The sequence below is a fragment of the Xanthocytophaga agilis genome, assembly GCF_030068605.1.
GTDB lineage: Bacteria > Bacteroidota > Bacteroidia > Cytophagales > 172606-1 > Xanthocytophaga > Xanthocytophaga agilis.
In genome coordinates, this window is record NZ_JASJOU010000011.1 from 279,124 (window position 1) to 297,098 (window position 17,975).

Genomic DNA, 17,975 nt, shown 5'->3' on the forward strand with positions numbered 1-17,975 from the left:
TTTTAGCATAAAAGCTAAAATAGTACTCTGACTCTGGTCTTTTTAATATACGTTAGAAAATTTGCAGATGTATTTGTTTAATTCAATTTAAGATATTTTTTTTTATATTTTGTTGCAAATCTTACATTTGTGTTACTAAACCTGGTGTACAAATGCAACCTTCTGAAAAAAAACATGATGAAGTTCTATTTCAACACCTGCAAAATGGGGATAGTGACGCATTTGCAGAGTTGTACCGCAGATATGTAAAGGTATTGTACAATTATGCCTATCGCCTGAGCGGGAGTAAAGACAAGGCGCAGGATGCTGTACAGGACACATTTGTTGAAATTTGGAATAGAAGAGAATCAATCGGAAAGATACAGAATGCAAAAGCCTATTTGCTAAGCTGTACCCGACGTCGGTTAACCCTTGTGGTTCAGGAGCACAATTTTGTAAGTTCGCTCTCCGTATCAGAAAGTTATCTTGATTTACTGGTCGCAGAACATACTGTTGAACAGTTTATAATTACAGAAGAAAACTTCAGACAGAGTGTATATTTACTAAAAAGTTGTTTGCAAGAATTGCCCAAACGTGAATATGAGTGTCTGCACCTTCGTTTTTTTGAAGAACTGAGCTATGAAGAGATTGCTCAGGTTATGAATATTACCACCCAGTCTGCACGAAATACTACCGGAAAAGCTTTAACAAAACTCAGACAGCACTTCCCAAAATCTTTGCTGATTTCACTATTACCCTATGTTTTTCTGCTAATAGTATAATTTTTAAATTTTTTTTATAAATGAAGGGTTAAAAACTATTTTTTCCTCTCTATACCTTTAGTAAGAAAAAATATAAGTTAATCCGAAATGCCTTTTGAAGACTATACTCCTCAGGACTTCGTAGAGAATGAGTTCTTTTGTCAGTGGGTTTTACATCCTACTGAAGATACATCTGCTTTTTGGGAAATGTTCCTGAGCTTACATCCTGAGAAATATCAGGATATTCTGAAGGCTAAAGCATTAATTCTGGCAATAAAGGAAACGCCTGCTATAGTACCTGATGAAGTACAGATTGAACAGATGTGGCAAAATGTAATAACACGTACAATAGCAAAATCAGAAAAGGAGGACTTTCAGAGTGACTCGATTTCACGTTCATTGTGGCGAACCTATCTAGGCTGGGTGGCGGCATCTTTAGTGATAGTAGTGGGTGGAATATGGTTATACAATAAGCCCATATTGTTTCATCCTAATACAATTACCTATCAACATCTAATAGAATATCAACCCGAAAAGCTTTCTGAAACCAGAAATATTTCTTCTGACAGTCTACAGATATCCTTACCAGATGGTAGTTCTGTCATCCTTACCAAAGGAAGTCGCTTAAGTTATCCTCCTTCTTTTGGAAATATTCGCAAAGTATATCTGGAAGGAGAGGGTTTTTTTGAAGTAAAAAGAGACACAGCAAGACCATTTGTGGTATATGCAGGACAGATAATAACCAAAGTCGTAGGTACCAGCTTTTGGGTAAAAGCACACGATGAAAAATCAGACATAGAGGTAGATGTGCGAACGGGTTGTGTAGCCGTTGCTGTAGCTCATTTTGTAAATGAACCTTTGTCAGAAATAAAACCTCAGTTTCTGTTAAGTGCCAATCAGCGTGCTTCTTACTCGCAGCTTGACAAAAGGCTGGAGCGTTCACTAGTCAATAATCCTCTGCCAGTAATTAGACCGAAAATTGTAAGTGAAATTGTGTATATGGATAAGCCAGTAGTCGAACTATTTGAAGAACTAGAGAAGACATACAATGTAGATCTTGTATTTGATGCAGAGACCTTAAAAAATTGTCGTATCAATACCAGCTTTTCCAATGAGACCTTTTTTGAACGTCTTGAGATTATCTGTAGAGTATTGAATACCAACTATCAGATAGTAGAAACACAGATTATTGTGAAAAGTAAAGAGTGTAGTTAACAGTTGAACTTCTTCTGGCCTCAATCAAATAACCTAAATAAAATCACTTTAAAAGCCACTTACATTATGAAACAACTACCACCTTAATACAGAATGACAAGAGCCGATGAGGGTCGAGACTCATCAGCTCCAAAAATTCTATCCTTTCTAACCGGTTCGCCAAAACCAGAAAGGATGGTTTTGCCCTAACTAATCCTAATCAGTTCAACAAAACGCACAAATGTATGCATTTTTCTTTACATCCATCCTTACTGTGGATAATTATGCGCATCACAGTAATACAACTACTTATTGCCATATGTTTTGCCAGCATAGCTTCTGCAACAGATAGCAAAGCTCAATCGGTGCTTGAACAGAAAGTTTCTATTCATGTAGAAAATCAGACTGTTGAAAGCGTACTTGCCAGAATTGAGAAGCAGGCAAATGTGCGATTCTCGTATCAGACAAATGTATTTGCCAGCCGTGAACGTATTACACTGTCAGTCACAGACGAACAACTATCCACGTTGTTAAACAAAATCCTGTTACCATTACAGGTATATTATGAAGCCATCAATGACAAACGTATCATATTGCACAAACAGCCTTCAGGATCATCACTGATTGAGCAGTCGAACGATATGCTTGCTGAAGCTGCTCATGTAGTATCAGGAAAAGTTACAGATGAAAACAATGCAGGTATACCCGGTGTAAGTGTAAGTATAAAAGGAACTACTGTAGGTACATCCACAGACAAAGATGGAAATTATACGCTGTCTGCTCCGGATGGAAATGGCACACTGGTTTTTTCATTTATCGGATATGCAACTGAAGAGATTGCTATTGGTAATCGTACGTCCGTAAATATAACGTTGGTCCCAGATATCAAAGCCTTGAATGAAGTAGTAGTAGTAGGATATGGTACGCAGAAAAAAATTGATGTAACAGGTGCAGTTGCCAATGTCAGTGGAGAAGAATTACTAAAAGCTCCTGTTAATAATGCATTACAGGGTTTACAGGGAAAAGTAGCTGGAGTAAATATCTTTCTTAATTCCGGATCTCCTACTGGTAGCCCAAGAGTAGTAATTCGTGGTGCTGGATCTATCAACTCTACATTGAGTCCTTTGTATGTAGTGGATGGCGTAGTAATGGAGGATATACGATTTTTGAATCCTAATGATATTGAAAGTATTGATGTATTGAAAGATGCTTCTTCTGCTGCTATTTATGGTGCAAGAGGTGCCAATGGCGTTATTCTGGTTACAACCAAGCGGGGAACTAAAAAAGAAGGAATTAGTGTAGGATATGATGGATATATCAGCATAGGACAACTACGTAAAAAAATGGATTTGCTGAATGCGAAAGAATGGATGGAAGTAGTAAAGACTGGAATGGAGCATACATCCAAATATCGTCCGGGACAAACAGCAACTTTTACAGCAAATGATCCACGTCTGTTTGATGCTAGTGGTAATCCATTGTATGATACAGACTGGCAAAAAGAAGCTACTCGTACAGCAGTATCCTACAATCACCAGATTTCTATTCAACAGGGAGGACAAAACTCTTCTTTCGGCGCATTTTTAAATTATTCCCGCATGGAAGGGATTATGCTGAACAGCTGGCTAAACCGCTTAAATGGAAAAATTGCGTTTGATGCAAATCCTAAAAAGTGGTTATCCATTGGAATGAACGTCTTAGCAAACTATACCGTCGAAAATGAGGCAGAAGAAGGTGGTGGACATCAGATGCCACGCCGTACGATGATTGAAATGCCTCCAATTTTCCCAGTAAAATTCCCTGATGGAACGTGGAGCAATAGCTCAATGGTGACAGATGATTATCGTCTGGAAGGCATGGCAAATCCTGTGCATGTACTTGAAACACAGGAAAGAGGAAGAAAACGTACACAGTTATTTGGTAACCTGTTTACGACCTTCCACATTTTGCCAGGATTAGATCTGCGTACCCAGTTTGGATTTGATAAACACAACCGCAATTTCCAGGAGTATTATCCTACCGACCTGTTGAATATTTCTTCGCCACTAGGTAGGGCCTATCTGGAAAGTCAGCAGGTAAACTACTGGCAAGAAGAGACATATCTTACATACAACAAAACATTGGCAGAAGTACACAGAGTTAATGCTATGCTAGGTTTGAGCTGGCAAGAACGCACTTATCAGCAAAACTCAATACAAGCGGAAGGCTTCTCTGATAATTTCTTTAAATACAACCGTATTCAGGCTGCCAGCAAGCCAGGTGCTCCTAACTCCGACTTTGATAAATGGTCTATGAACTCGTATTTTGTTCGTGCGGGTTATACTTATGCAGATAAATATCTGGTTACCCTAACAGGTCGTGTGGATGGTTCTTCCCGATTTGGTGCCAATAATAAATATGGTTTCTTCCCATCACTGGGTGTGGGTTGGGTGCTATCAAATGAACCTTTTCTGCAAGGTCTTTCTGCTATTGATGAGTTAAAGTTGCGTTCCAGCATTGGGGTGACTGGTAATACAGAGATTCCTTCGTACGGTTCACTGGCAACTGTTGCCTCTGGTACTGTACTTATCAATGGAAATCGTGCTTCTGATAGTTATGTAACACGTTTGGCAAATCCTAATCTAAAATGGGAACGTACTCGTACCTTTGATGTGGGAGTAAACTTATCTATGTTCAAGAGTCGGTTGTCTGTTGAATTAGACTATTACCACAAGTTGACTACTGATCTGTTGTTGGACAGGCCAGTTCCTCATACCACTGGTTTCCAAACTGTACGTGATAATATCGGTTCTGTATCCAATAGAGGTTTTGAAGTGTTGTTAACTGGTGCAATCGTAAGAGGTGGTAAGTTTTCATGGCAGAGTTCATTAAACTTTAACTACAATAAAAACCGGATTGAAAAACTGGGTGAAAATAATGAAGATATAGAATCCGGGCCTTACTGGGTTTCTGGTAGCCAGACTATTTTGCGTGTAGGAGAATCTTTGAGTTCTTTCTGGGGATATGAGAGATTAGGTACATGGAGTACTGCTGAAGCAGATGAAGCTGCTCAACGTGGTTACTTACCTGGTGAAGCTAAACGCTCTGTAAATAAAAAGATCTTAGGCAAAGGTCTACCTGATTGGACTGGCAGCTTTATCAACAACTTTACCTACGGCAATTTTGACTTGTCAGTTAATCTGCAATTTGTATATGGTGTAGATATCCTTCAGCAATTCTATCACTCTACAGAGGACCGTTCAGGTATTGCCAATGGCCTACGCTCTATTCTGACAAAAGGATGGACTCCTGAGCGTCAAAACACAATGGTACAGGAAATCCGTAACCAGGCTTATGCTGGTCAAAACAGTGAGATTGATAGTCATTGGATTGCAGACGGTTCTTATTTGCGGGTAAATGCCATTACTGCTGGCTACAATTTCAGCAGTGACATGCTTACACGTTTACACCTGAAAACATTGCGTATCTATGCAAGTGTGCAGAATGCTTTTGTATTTCATTCCAAAGATTTTCAGGGATATGATCCAGAGGCGACCTCATGGAGTGATCAACAGTGGGGACAGAATATGGTATTCTTCCAATATCCTAAGCCGCGGACATTTACACTGGGTGTAAATGTGAAATTCTAATCCACCTAAACGGACATCAATATGAAAAAAATACATATAGTAATTGCATTAACTGCTTTTCTTTCATTCTCCTGTGATAGCTTTCTGGAAGAAAGGCCCCTTGATGAACTAAGTTCACAACAAAACTTTAAAGAGCCAAGCCATGCTTATAATGCAGTAAACTCTCTTTACCGGAATGGAGCTCCTCAATTGTTTGATGGTTCTCATTATGGTGGTGCAGAAGCGATGATAGGGAACTATATGTCAGGTTTTTTTGACAATGAATACAAAGGCCAGGAAATACATGTACAGCATACCCAACAATTAACCCTGAACGGAAATAACCTTTCCAGTTATTTGGGTGGCATCTGGGATGATTTATATTCTGGTATCTCAAGAGCCAATAACGCGATTAAATATATTCCTACTACTCCTGGTTTAGCCGAAGCCGAAGCAAAGAAATTGTTGGGAGAAGCCAGATTTTTCCGGGCTTATGCTTATTTCTACCTGGTTCGGATGTTTGGTGGAGTTCCTTTGGTAACAGAACCTTATGAATCTCTGGAAAATCTGTATGTAAGCCGGGCTTCTGTAGCAGATGTATATGCTTTGATTGAAGAAGATCTCAAATTTGCAGTAAACGAGGCAGGACTTGCAGAGACGTCAATGGTTACAAATGGCAAACGTGTTACAAAAGGAGCTGCTGCTACGTTGCTTGCAGATGTATATCTGAATATGAGTGGATTTCCTTTGCAAGCTAACCGATATGCAGATGCAGCTGCAATGGCTAAAAGCGTTATTGAAAGTGGTACATATAGTTTGGAACAACATGAAATGTCAGGTGGTAGTGTAGTAATGGAGAATAGCGCTTATAACAAACTGCGTAAGAGTGATGCATCTGCTACTGAATATGTATTTTTTCATGAGTATGCCGTGGGCATCGCTGAAACGATCTATCCTGTATGGAGCTATACTACTTCTAAACCATCAACTGTTAAGTATGCCATTACCAATGGTGCATATGCGCCCAGGAGTCAGTTTTTGTGGGGATATGATGCCGCTAATGACCTCAGAGCGCAGGAGAAGCAATATTACCATTCATCTATTGTCATAAATGGTGAGACCAAAACATTTCCTCCTACTCCTTATTTCTGGCATGATGATCAGGCATTGTTTGAGACAGCTAGTTCTGGAAAAGATATTGAAATGTATGGATATGCAGATGTGCTTTTAATTGCAGCTGAGGCTATTGCGAAATCAGAAGGTGTAACAGCAGAAGCTGCAGAGTATCTTACTCAGGTTAGAAGCAGAGCTTACTGGAAATCCAATGCCGTAACAATTAAAAGCGGATTACAAGGTCTATCCGCAAATAACTTTGTGGAAGAAGTATGGAAAGAACGCTATCGTGAACTGGTGTTTGAGTTCAAATTGTGGTTTGATATGATACGTACGCGTAAATACCCTGAAACAACGCAGAACGGAAATGGAGAAATTACATTTGTAGATTTGATAGGCCATACCAATACATGGGGCAAAACTTTTGAAGAAAAACATCTTCTTTTTCCTATATCTGAATTGGAAAGACAACGAAACAAAAATCTAGGGGAACAGAATCCAGGTTATTAACAAAACATAATAATTGTGTTGATTCTCATAAAAAAGCTGGCATTACTTAATGCCAGTTTTTTTATTGTCTTTGCTGTATTGAACTCTGATAATTTATTCAAATTTTATTTTTCGTTTCTTTTTTCCAGGATTGTTAATCAGGTATGTTAACTTATCAATAACCATCGAAGTACATGTAGTGTCACTGCTAAAATCATAGGTAAGTACAATAGTATTATTTCTAATCTTCATATTACCAAAGTGTCCACCGCACCCATTAGCTTCTGCATAAGTAGATACATAGATAATATCTTCTATATAACGAACTTTTAATACGTTAAGCTTTTGCTCGATTTTATTTCTTTGATATTTATCATCCAAATACTCTGCAATGTATTCAGACTTAAATCCTAACAAATCTTTATGTCTGATTGGTTGAGATGATTGTTTCTGCTTACATGAAATAGAAAATGAGAGAATAGCTATAATAAGGGCATTCTTCAGTATTGTGATTTTCATTCAGTCTATATTTTACAAGATATATATTATCAGGATTTCCAATATTGGAAAATAGATTTATGATATACAATAAGCAGGTTCTTACGGAATATTCCCCAATACTAGTTTTTTAGAAACGCTATTCTCAAATCAACTATCAGAGTTACATACTCTGCTTGTAAACAATAGCAAATTCTTTCGCAAAGTCTGTAAATTTTCGTTTGCCAAACACAAGAGGTTTGTTAGTATGATAATGTGAAAACAAACGTCCTTCCCGTATAGAAACCCCAAGTTCTGCAAATTTGGATGCCATATGGCTGGAGAATCCGTTCTGTGTCATTGCTTCCTGCAGTTTTTCATCTGGGAACACAATCCATTGCAGATCAGGCTTATTAATTGCTTCCCCTAGAGCTTCTGCTATTTCTGTTCCTCTCTTTTCATCACTTACAACATATTGGACCTCTTTTCCTGTAAAAGAAAGTTTGTCCAGTGCTTCTGTTGCGACATCGGCAATATCATATGGATGAGTCATCGCTAACGATAAGGTTCCATCAAAATTATTTCCAATGATATGCATATGTTTTATCATATCTATATTTCCATAAAAGTTGGTATAAAACATCCCTGCACGTAGATGCAACACATTGGTTGATGACAGCTGATTCAGTTGTTCTTCTTCATAAAAGAACGTTCCGGATGGGCCATTGCTATCTGGATTATGTGCTCCAATACTGCTCAGGTTTACTACATAAGAAACTTCGGCTAAGCGAATCGTCTGAGCATAGGTCTCACCAATTTCTGTTACAAATTTTTGATAATCATGAGTATGATAATTAGGAGGAACCATTGTATATACTGCATCTGCTCCCGAAAATGTTTGAATGAGGAAATCAGCATCTTCTATTAAACCAATGGCTGCAGTAGCACCAATTTCTTTAATAGCTTTAACTCGGGATGAATCATGGCTTATGACAGTAACTATATGTCCTTTTTGGATTAATTGTTCTGTGAGTCTGCGGCTTACATTGCCTAATGACCCTGTAATAATGATCTTCATGTTTTTATAGTATTTGTTGGATTGTATACCAGCAAAAGTATTTTTGCACTTACTTTTCTACAAGTACTTACCCTAAAGTATGTATCCATGACAAAAGTGAAAGAAGCTTCAACTATCCAGGAAAATAAGAAGATTGCTTACGCAGAATGTCCTATAACCTATGTGATGGAAAAAATAGGAGGATATTGGAAACCTATTATTCTATTTCAACTTCTTACAGGTAGTAAAAGATATAGCGAATTAAGAAAAGGTATTCCTGCTATCACAGAAAAAGTGCTGATCCAGCATTTGAAGCAACTAGAGGCTGATAATCTTATACATCGAGAATCTAAACCTGTTGTTCCTCCTCAGGTTACCTATAGCCTTACTGATTCTGGTATAGCATTGCGACCTGTTTTATATGCAATGGCAATCTGGGCAGTGGATGACAGCAAAGAAAATGCGGATACTTTTTCCCGAAAGCTGGAGGACTTTCCTGCCGCTTAACCTTTTGAAGAAAAAGAGAAGTTATTCAGAATTTAATCTTATTTAATTGCTATACAGGTATTTATGACGAATAAATGAGGCATGAATTTTTGAATAAAAAGTTCATGACAATTAGTAGATAACTTCTATCATCTTATTTTTTATCAATAATGGAGCTTCAGAAATCTTCTTTACTTAAGCTGGCAATAGGTGCAGGCATCTTGTGGGCCGCAAAATCATGGATTCGGATGCGTCGGTCTTTCAATGTTGAAGGCAAAGTAATTGTGATTACAGGCGGAACTCGTGGCCTGGGTTTATCTATTGCCAGAGAACTAGCTTCTCAGAAAGCAAAACTAGCTATTTGCTCTCGAAATATAGAGCAACTGAAAGATGCAGAAGAAGAATTGAAAGACTATGGTATAGATGTGCTTGCTCTGCGTTGTGATATTACCAAACAAAGAGACGTAGAAGAAATGATGGAGCAGGTTTATGATCATTTTGGACAAATAGATGTATTGATTAATAATGCTGGAATTATAGAAGTAGGGCCATTAGACAATCAGGCAAATACGGATTATGAGGAAGCTATCCGTACACATTTGTATGCTTCTATCTATACAGTATATTCTGCATTACCCTATATGAGGCAAACAGGTAGAGGACGCATTGTAAATATTTCCTCAATAGGAGGCAAAGTAGGGGTTCCGCATCTGGCACCTTATTCTGCCAGTAAGTTTGCATTGGCAGGCTTCTCTAAAACTTTACGGGCAGAATTATTACGTGAAGGGATTATTGTAACAACTGTATATCCAGGACTGATGCGTACAGGTAGTCCAAGAAATGTTACCGTAAAGGGACAACATCAGAAGGAATATGCATGGTTTAAGACAAGTGCATCTTTGCCACTTCTGACAGCTAGTGCGGAAAATGCCGCATTACAAATTGTATCTGCTTTAAAAACTGGACGTGCAGAACTTGTCATTACGTTACCAGCTAAACTGATATCTGTTTTGGACGAATTATTCCCTGAGTTATCTGCTGACTTTTTTGCTTTGATGAATAGATTTCTTCCAGCTGCTTCTCCTGAAGGCCAACATAGTCTGGGGCGCAAAGGGTATGAAAGCGAAAGTGCTGCATCGCAGACTGTTTTGTCTCGACCAAGTGATCAGGCAGCCGTGCAGAATAATGAACTTTAAGTATCTCAGTTCCTGAATAATAATACAAAGCCTCAGAATTTTCTATAAATTCTGAGGCTTTGTATTATTATTAGTGGCCTTATCTATAGATACCTTCTTTACAAAATTGATTTTATACCCCGGCGGTTTCTTGTATGATGCACCCATGCATAGGTAGCAATACCTGCCAGAATTGCCCCACCAATCATGCCTAATACTTTAGGCAGCGGATCTGCAACAGGAGGAGGTACAAAATCTACACCTTGTTCACTAAAGCGGGCAGGTTCCTGTACATACCGACCTTTAGCCGGAAGTGCCTCCTGTGAAAAATTTTCAGCCAGTTGATGTAATGCCTTTAGCATAAACGGACCTTGCATAGGTAATCCGTGTCCTGTAGCAACAACATTGGGCTCTAAACTTGCCAGTGTTTCTACGGAACGTCTGGCTGCCTCCCAATCTTGGGTGAAATAAGCAGGTGGTCTGTGAATTTCTTGTTTTTTAGTAACTGTTGCAGCCCAAAACGATTCTTGGTTGGTTGTTACAAAAGCATCTCCAGCGATCAAAACCCGATCTGATTCTCTGAAAAGAGAAATGTGTCCTGGTGCATGTCCTGGTGTATGGATAATACGCCATCCTGGTAATTCTTCTAGTTCTCCATTCGATGGGATCAATCGGACACGATCTTTCAGATCAATGGGCTTGGTCGGAAATAATCGGGCTATTTCAGTCATGAGACCTCCTCCTACTGTAGGATCAGGAGGAGGATAACTAGCCTTTCCTGTCAGATAGGGTAACTCAAGAGAGTGAGCATATACAGGCACATCCCATTCTTTTACTAATGTCTCCAATGACCCTATATGGTCAAAATGTCCATGTGTTAATACAATAGCTTTGGGATGTGCTCCTTCCCCAAAACATGTCTCTGCTGCTTTTTTTATGCGTTTAGCATTTCCCGGCAAACCTGCGTCAACTAGTACCCAATTGTCTTTGGTGCCAATCATATAGGCATTAACAATAAGAATAGGTATTCCTACAACTCCTGGTGCCACAGGTTTGAGGGTTCCCCATTGTGGCGGTTTAACTAGAGTGTTTGTTTCCATACATCTGAATGTGTTTTGTTTATAACATACTGCGGCTATATAGTTAGTAAAGCCACAGAAAGATTTGTAAGCAGCTAAAAAAATATGCCCAGAATAGAGAAATGACAACTTTCACACACAAAGAATTTTTACAAACAACTATACTACCTTATTACAAGAGCATCATAGAGATACTATATATTTCTAACCTTTACAGTCTGACTATTATGTATTTATAGTACTTAGTAGAGCTTCTTGTAAGTATTGTAAAAGAAAACATAGAAATTGTTACAATGTAAATATTCCTATATTTTCTGTAAAAAAGCAATTGACCGTATAAAAAACTGTTAAAATATTTTTATTCAAAATTTTTATCGGTATTTGAGGTATAACTCAAATTTATTATCATTGCAAATCACAAATTAATTAAACCTAATTCAAAAAGTAAAACACAAGCAGTATGCAGAAAAATGTACTCTTTTTTACTTGTTTGATGCTTATTCTCGGTATAAATACTACTTTGATGGCTCAGACAAGAGCAGTAACTGGCAAAGTTATTGCTGATGACGGAAGTGCTCTTCCAGGCTTAAATGTGTTAGTAAAAGGCACAACTATTGGAACTACCACCAATGTAGAAGGACGGTATAGTATCAGTGTTCCTGAGAATTCTGTTTTGATTTTCAGCTTTGTAGGGATGAATACAAAGGAAGTTGTGGTAGGTAGTCAAAGTGTAATTGATGTTACAATGACTTCCGATGCAAAGGCATTGAGTGAAGTAGTGGTTACTGGGTATGGGGTTGCTCAGAAAGCAAAAGATTTGACTGGATCAGTCTCAACTGTAAAAGGAAGTACAATTGAGAACTTGCCTATGCAAACTTTTGATCGGGCATTGCAGGGGAGAGCTGCAGGTGTACAGATAACAGCAGCAAGTGGTGCACCTGGAGGTGCCATCAATGTTCGTATACGAGGTATTGGTTCAATTAATGCAGGTACAAGTCCATTGTACATTGTTGATGGTGTACAGGTTGCTGATGGATCTCTAGGTTCCCAGGCGTCTACCAATGTGCTGGCCTCAATCAATCCTAATGATATAGAGTCAATAGAAGTGCTGAAAGATGCAGCTGCGAGTTCTATTTATGGTGCTCAGGCTGCAAATGGTGTTGTAGTTATCACAACAAAGAAGGGAAAAGAAGGAAAGACTATATTTTCTTTATCGGCCCAACATGGTAAGGTTGAACCGATTGGAGTTTATGATGTTTTAACAGCATCTGAATTTGCGACATTGAAAATCGAATCATACGTTAATCGGGCGGTCAGGACAGGGACTGATGTAGCAAAGGCAAGAACAGACGCTATTGCTGCCTATGGGGACCCTGCGACAGTACAGAACACTGATTGGCAGGATGCCGTTTACAGAACTGCACGTATACGCTCATACGATTTATCTGCAAAAGGAGGTAACGATAAAACACGGTTTTATGTATCCGGATCCTATAACTTTCAGGAAGGACAAATCATAAAGTCTGATTTTAAACGGGGAACGTTCAGACTTAACTTAGAGCATAAAGCTAATGATAAACTATCGTTTGAAGCAAAAATAAACTTGGCCTCTACTGTTCAGAATGGTGCTATTGCAGATGGTGCATTTATTAATAGCCCATTTTTTGCTGCTGCACTTATTCTTCCTAACCAGCCAATCTATAATGAAGATGGTACTTTGCGTAGACCAACCGGCACATTCAGTTATAATCCAGTGCAAAATGCCTTGTACGAAACTCGTTTAACGAAGACAAAGCAAACTGTAAGTAGTTTTGCTGCAGTTTATCAGATATTACCAGGTTTAAATTTCCGGTCTTTCTATGGTATAGATTATGCTGTTAATAATGATGAAAACTTCCGTAGTCCTTTATCTCCAAATTTCTCGTCTACCAATGGTTCCGGAAGTAATACAAACCGTAGCACATTAAACTGGAATACAAACCAAACGTTAAACTGGGCACACACATTTAAAGATGTTCATAATGTAAGCGGTGTTGTTGGTGCAGAATTCAGACAAGAAATCAGAGAAAGCTTCACAGCCGCTGGTAATCAATTTCCTGCAAACGGGTTATTTACTACATTGGCAGCAGCAGCTACTCCAACTTCAGCAACAGCTACTTATACCACATGGAAGATTGGGAGCTTCTTTGGACAGGCTAAGTATGATTACAAAGACAAATACTTATTTACCGCTACTGTAAGATATGATGGATCTTCCAAATTTGGTAAGAATAAAAGATGGGGATTATTCTATGCCGGATCTGCTGGCTGGAGACTGTCAGGTGAAGAGTTCTTAAAAGATGTCACATTTATAGATGATTTAAAAATTAGGGCTAGTTATGGAACAAGTGGTAATTCTCAGATCGATAACTTTGCATCAAGAGCTCTTTATGGATTGGGTGGCCAATATTTGAGTTCTCCAGGGATTCGTCCAAGCCAACTTGGAAACGATGATCTAACTTGGGAAGAAGCAAAAACTGTAGATCTTGGCCTGGATTATTCTTTCTTCAATGGACGTGTTTATGGCTCTTTTGACGTTTACAGAAAACGTAATGAAAAGCTTTTACTGCAAAAGCAACTTCCAGGAGATAGTGGATTTGAATCTATTATGCAAAATGTTGGTGTAGTTCAGAATGATGGCCTTGAAATTCAGATTGGAACTGTTAATATAAATTACAATGGTTTCAAATGGGCTACTGATTTTAATATCAGCTTTCAGCGAAATAAAATTGTTGAATTAAATGATGGGTTAAAAAATATTGGTACTTCCTATTGGGTAGGGCAACCTGTTCTTATTAACTGGTTACCAACTTATGCAGGTGTTAACCCTGCCGATGGACGTGCTATGTGGTTGGATACATTAGGGAATATTACATATAATCCTGTAGCTCGTGATTCTAGAATACAAGGAAGTCCCATTCCTAAATCATTTGGTGGTTTGTCCAATACATTTTCCTATAAAGGCATCACATTAGAAATATTCTTCCAAGGTCAGTTTGGTAATAAGGCATTGAATAATAACGGATTCTTTCTGGAAAACTCTGCCAGTGGTGGTTGGAACAACATAAGTTCTCAATTAGAGAGATGGCAAAGCCCTGGAGATATTACCAGTGTACCTCGTCCTTATGAAGGTGGAACAGAACCAGGCAGTGCTAACTATGCTGGTATTTTCTCCAGTAAACATATCGAAGATGCTTCTTACATTCGTTTAAAACAACTTACTGTAAGTTATGATTTTCCGGTTGGGTTAATTTCGAAAGTCAGGTTGAGTAAAGTTCGGCTATTTGTGCAAGGTTTAAACCTGGTGACCTGGACAAAATATAAAGGTCTAGACCCTGAATTAGTCACAACAGAATTGGGAAGATATCCTCAACCTCGCCAATATACTGCAGGCTTACAAGTTGAATTTTAATTCAAAATTACTTACTGATATGCTTATTCATAAACAAAATATATTCGTTATTTTTCTAATAGGGCTAATATTATTCTCTACCTCTTGTGGAGATTCGTTAGATACAGAGCCTAAACAATCTATTAGTTCTTCTCTTGCTCTCAATGATATAGAGGGTGCCAGATCATTATTAAATTCTGTTTATGATCGGCTACAGCCTTCTGCATACTATGGAAGAGATCAAATGTTACAGCCTGAAATTATGGCAGATAATATGCGACTTACAAACTCTAATTCCAACCGGTATGTGGGAGAGCGGCAAAATTCACCAGGTTCTCATATGAACAGATGGATCAATAGTTATGCTGCTATCAATGAAGCCAATTCTATCATAACTAATATAGATAATATATCTGCTTCTGCAACTGATAAGGCTCAACTAAAAGCTGAATCTCTCTTCTTAAGAGGTCTTCTTTATTTTGACCTAGCAAGAATATATGCATATGAGCCAACTAAAGTTGTTAATGGATGGAATAATGGTGTTATAATTAGATTGACTCCAACTCTTACGATTACAGATTCTGATTTAAGAGCTCGTTCAACTGTAGAAGAGGTCTATTTGCAAATAGAAAAAGATTTGAAGGATGCGATTGATCTTTTTCCTGCAGTTACATCAACAACTTCCAGATATCGCGCAAATAAAACAGCTGCACAAGCATTGTTAGCACGAGTATATTTGTATTGGGAAAAGTATACCAGTGCAATCCAGTATGCTACCGATGCATTAGCTTCTCCTATTGCTTCATTAGTTCCAGGTACAGGTTTTGCCAATGCATTTCAAACTGCACCTAATCCTGAATCAATGTTTGAGTTAAGTTATGTACAAGCAACAGAAAATCTTTCTGCAAATGATTCACCTCAATCTTTAACTAATAATAACTTGGTTGGAGCTTGGGGAGATGCAGTTCCAACAGATGAAGTCTATAACCTGTATGAGGATGCTGATTATAGAAAAACTTTATTTAAAGAAGCTACTAAAGGCTCTGAATCTGTCTTCTACTTACAGAAATATACAGGAGCAAGAGGAGCCTGGACTGATAATATTCCAGTGATTCGTTATGCGGAGGTTCTACTGATTCGCGCAGAAGCATATGCTGAGACTGAACAACTTGAATTAGCATTAAAAGATCTGAATACTATACGAGAAAGAAGTGGTGCTTCTTTAATTGTTTCAGATTCGAAAGAAGGTGTCGTAGATGCAATTTTGACTGAAAGAAGACTAGAACTTTTATTTGAAGGCCATCGCTGGTTCGATTTAAAGCGGAAAGGGCGTGATATTACTAAAGCCGGCCTATCTGCAGTTGTTCCATATGATGACTATCGCATCTTGGGACCTATACCTACTGGTCAGGTTACATTTAATAATAAACTAAAACAAAACCCTGGTTATTAATTAAACAAGAGAGCTGGTTCACCTTATAGGTGTGTATTCAAATAATAAGGTGAACTATATGGAATATAAATAAACGAACTTAGATTTCTCAATCATGAAAATTAACTATATAGCCATAGTATTACTTGCAGTAAGCAGTATCTTAATGAGCTCCTGTATGGAAGAGGAAGACTTTCACTACACTGATCCTACTTTAGTTGAATTTAAAAATGATAGATTCGGATTGACCGCTCAGCCTGCAAATAACACTGCAAATACATTTAATTCCAGAACTGTAAAACAGGGATTGGTTCGGGATAGTATATTAGTCCAACTTGTAGGGCCTCAAAAATCTGTTGAGACAGAAATTAATTATGTGGTGGATGGACCTAATTCTAGTAATGCAGTTACAACTGCTGAAGAAGGTATAAATTTTAACTTTGAAACTACAAAAGGAAAGGTAATTATACCTGCAAATAGTAGCTTTGGATACATTAAACTAAGTTTACTATCTGGAATTGCAGAAGGAGAGACACAAACAAAGAGAATTGTCTTCACTTTGATGGGCAATGAAGATATAGGACCCAGCCAGAATTATAAAATTTTTACTTACACTATTACAAGATAATTGTAGTGTGGTCTATTTATTGGTTAGTAAAAATTCTTGATATTCACTTTGAGAATGCCTGGCTTGATAGTCAGGCATTTTTTATATACAATCGATTGTATCAGGTTTATACAAAACTGAATAGTTTATCACTTGTTTTTCTTATAAATATTTTTCAATAGAGAATTTTTGTATTTGTAGGGTTACTATTCTTTACTATTTACATAAAGCTACATAAGTAAATTATTTGCAAGCTGTTCATTATGAGTATTATATAATAGTTATAACTTAACTCTGATAAAAGATGCAAAAAGTCATACTACCTTTCCCGATCAATGAGAGCAAACTCGCTAGTGGCAGTATTGAGTATGTTGATTTTGGTTCAAAGACCTTTAAAGTTTGCATTCCACCTAAGGCAAGAATAGGCCAGCAGTTAAGGCTGAGAAATTTTGCAGGAAACATTGATAAGAGTTTCGGAGATCAGGACGTAATACTGATTTTACAAAGAGAAACTCATGTATTTACTTCTTTACAAAGGGATATACTTATTGAACTTCCTATTGATACTGCTAACCTTAGCAGAAGTACTATCACAAGAGTTCATTTACTGGATAAAGAGTACGATGTAAAAGTTCCAGTTTCGGCCAGAGATGGACAGACATTGCGTATGAAGGGATTAGCAGAAAGATTTAACGGTGGATATCCGGGAGATGTTTTACTAAAGATATTAGAACGACCCAAATTTTATAAAGGTAACTGGCATACTATCATCGGAAATTTTGTGGGATTTGGTATGCCGCTGACAGGTTCTAAATTCAGCATTACTTTTAAGCTCCCCTGGCTATTTGAGGTCTCCAATGAATGGCATTTCAGATCTTCAGACACCCATTTTCATGGACACTATTATTAAAATATCAATGTATACTATAATTGTTTGATGATTATGCAGGTAATATAAAAAAAGTATGTTTACTAATGTTTGTTAAACATATTAATTTATGTGCTGGCTTATACCGTCTATTGCTGCCATTCGCACTTTTAGAAAAGATTAATAATTTTTTGAGTGCCTATACCACAGGTATACTGTT

The 17,975-nt window shown here is 37.8% G+C and carries 13 protein-coding genes; 10 read left to right on the plus strand and 3 right to left on the minus strand.

All coding sequences use genetic code 11. The features are described 5' to 3' along the window. Positions 1-152 precede the first annotated feature (152 nt). From QNI22_RS27265 to QNI22_RS27280, 4 genes are all read left to right on the plus strand, one after another. The gene (locus QNI22_RS27265; RefSeq protein ID WP_314515656.1) at positions 153-761 is read left to right on the plus strand and encodes an RNA polymerase sigma factor; all 609 of its coding nucleotides are present in this window, start codon (positions 153-155) and stop codon (positions 759-761) included. An 87-nt stretch (positions 762-848) separates the two neighbouring features. Continuing rightward, on the plus strand, positions 849-1,955 hold the full coding sequence (locus QNI22_RS27270; RefSeq protein WP_314515659.1) for a FecR family protein: 1,107 nt from the start codon (positions 849-851) through the stop codon (positions 1,953-1,955). 224 nt (positions 1,956-2,179) lie between these two features. Next, positions 2,180-5,563: a SusC/RagA family TonB-linked outer membrane protein gene (locus QNI22_RS27275; protein WP_314515662.1), complete on the plus strand. Its 3,384-nt coding sequence runs from the start codon at positions 2,180-2,182 to the stop codon at positions 5,561-5,563. 21 nt (positions 5,564-5,584) lie between these two features. Next, positions 5,585-7,165: a RagB/SusD family nutrient uptake outer membrane protein gene (locus QNI22_RS27280; protein ID WP_314515665.1), complete on the plus strand. Its 1,581-nt coding sequence runs from the start codon at positions 5,585-5,587 to the stop codon at positions 7,163-7,165. A gap of 93 nt (positions 7,166-7,258) precedes the next feature. Here QNI22_RS27280 and QNI22_RS27285 read toward each other — a convergent pair whose 3' ends face one another. Together QNI22_RS27285 and QNI22_RS27290 are read right to left on the minus strand one after the other, a co-directional pair. Next, positions 7,259-7,663: a hypothetical protein gene (locus QNI22_RS27285; RefSeq protein ID WP_314515667.1), complete on the minus strand. Its 405-nt coding sequence runs from the start codon at positions 7,661-7,663 to the stop codon at positions 7,259-7,261. Positions 7,664-7,805: 142 nt separating this feature from the next. Continuing rightward, entirely contained in the window at positions 7,806-8,699 is an 894-nt protein-coding gene (locus tag QNI22_RS27290) for an NmrA family NAD(P)-binding protein (protein WP_314515668.1), read from the minus strand. Between the two features lie 87 nt (positions 8,700-8,786). Between QNI22_RS27290 and QNI22_RS27295 the strand changes: the two genes are divergently transcribed. Both QNI22_RS27295 and QNI22_RS27300 read left to right on the plus strand, forming a co-directional pair. Further along, positions 8,787-9,185: a winged helix-turn-helix transcriptional regulator gene (locus QNI22_RS27295; RefSeq protein WP_314515670.1), complete on the plus strand. Its 399-nt coding sequence runs from the start codon at positions 8,787-8,789 to the stop codon at positions 9,183-9,185. A 149-nt stretch (positions 9,186-9,334) separates the two neighbouring features. Then, complete coding sequence (locus QNI22_RS27300; protein ID WP_314515674.1) at positions 9,335-10,360, plus strand: SDR family NAD(P)-dependent oxidoreductase; 1,026 nt, start codon at positions 9,335-9,337, stop codon at positions 10,358-10,360. Between the two features lie 98 nt (positions 10,361-10,458). Here QNI22_RS27300 and QNI22_RS27305 read toward each other — a convergent pair whose 3' ends face one another. Then, the gene (locus QNI22_RS27305; protein ID WP_314515677.1) at positions 10,459-11,439 is read right to left on the minus strand and encodes an MBL fold metallo-hydrolase; all 981 of its coding nucleotides are present in this window, start codon (positions 11,437-11,439) and stop codon (positions 10,459-10,461) included. A gap of 439 nt (positions 11,440-11,878) precedes the next feature. Between QNI22_RS27305 and QNI22_RS27310 the strand changes: the two genes are divergently transcribed. From QNI22_RS27310 to QNI22_RS27325, 4 genes are all read left to right on the plus strand, one after another. Next, positions 11,879-14,869: a SusC/RagA family TonB-linked outer membrane protein gene (locus tag QNI22_RS27310; RefSeq protein WP_314515680.1), complete on the plus strand. Its 2,991-nt coding sequence runs from the start codon at positions 11,879-11,881 to the stop codon at positions 14,867-14,869. A 19-nt stretch (positions 14,870-14,888) separates the two neighbouring features. After that, positions 14,889-16,301 (plus strand): RagB/SusD family nutrient uptake outer membrane protein, encoded by a 1,413-nt coding sequence (locus tag QNI22_RS27315; RefSeq protein WP_314515682.1) that lies wholly within the window; start codon positions 14,889-14,891, stop codon positions 16,299-16,301. 94 nt (positions 16,302-16,395) lie between these two features. Next, positions 16,396-16,908, plus strand: coding sequence for a DUF4843 domain-containing protein (locus QNI22_RS27320; RefSeq protein ID WP_314515685.1), 513 nt, complete (start codon positions 16,396-16,398; stop codon positions 16,906-16,908). A 283-nt stretch (positions 16,909-17,191) separates the two neighbouring features. Further along, positions 17,192-17,797 carry a DnaJ C-terminal domain-containing protein gene (locus QNI22_RS27325; RefSeq protein WP_314515687.1) on the plus strand — a complete coding sequence of 202 codons (606 nt, stop codon included), beginning with the start codon at positions 17,192-17,194 and terminating at the stop codon, positions 17,795-17,797. The last annotated feature ends 178 nt before the right edge of the window (positions 17,798-17,975 follow it).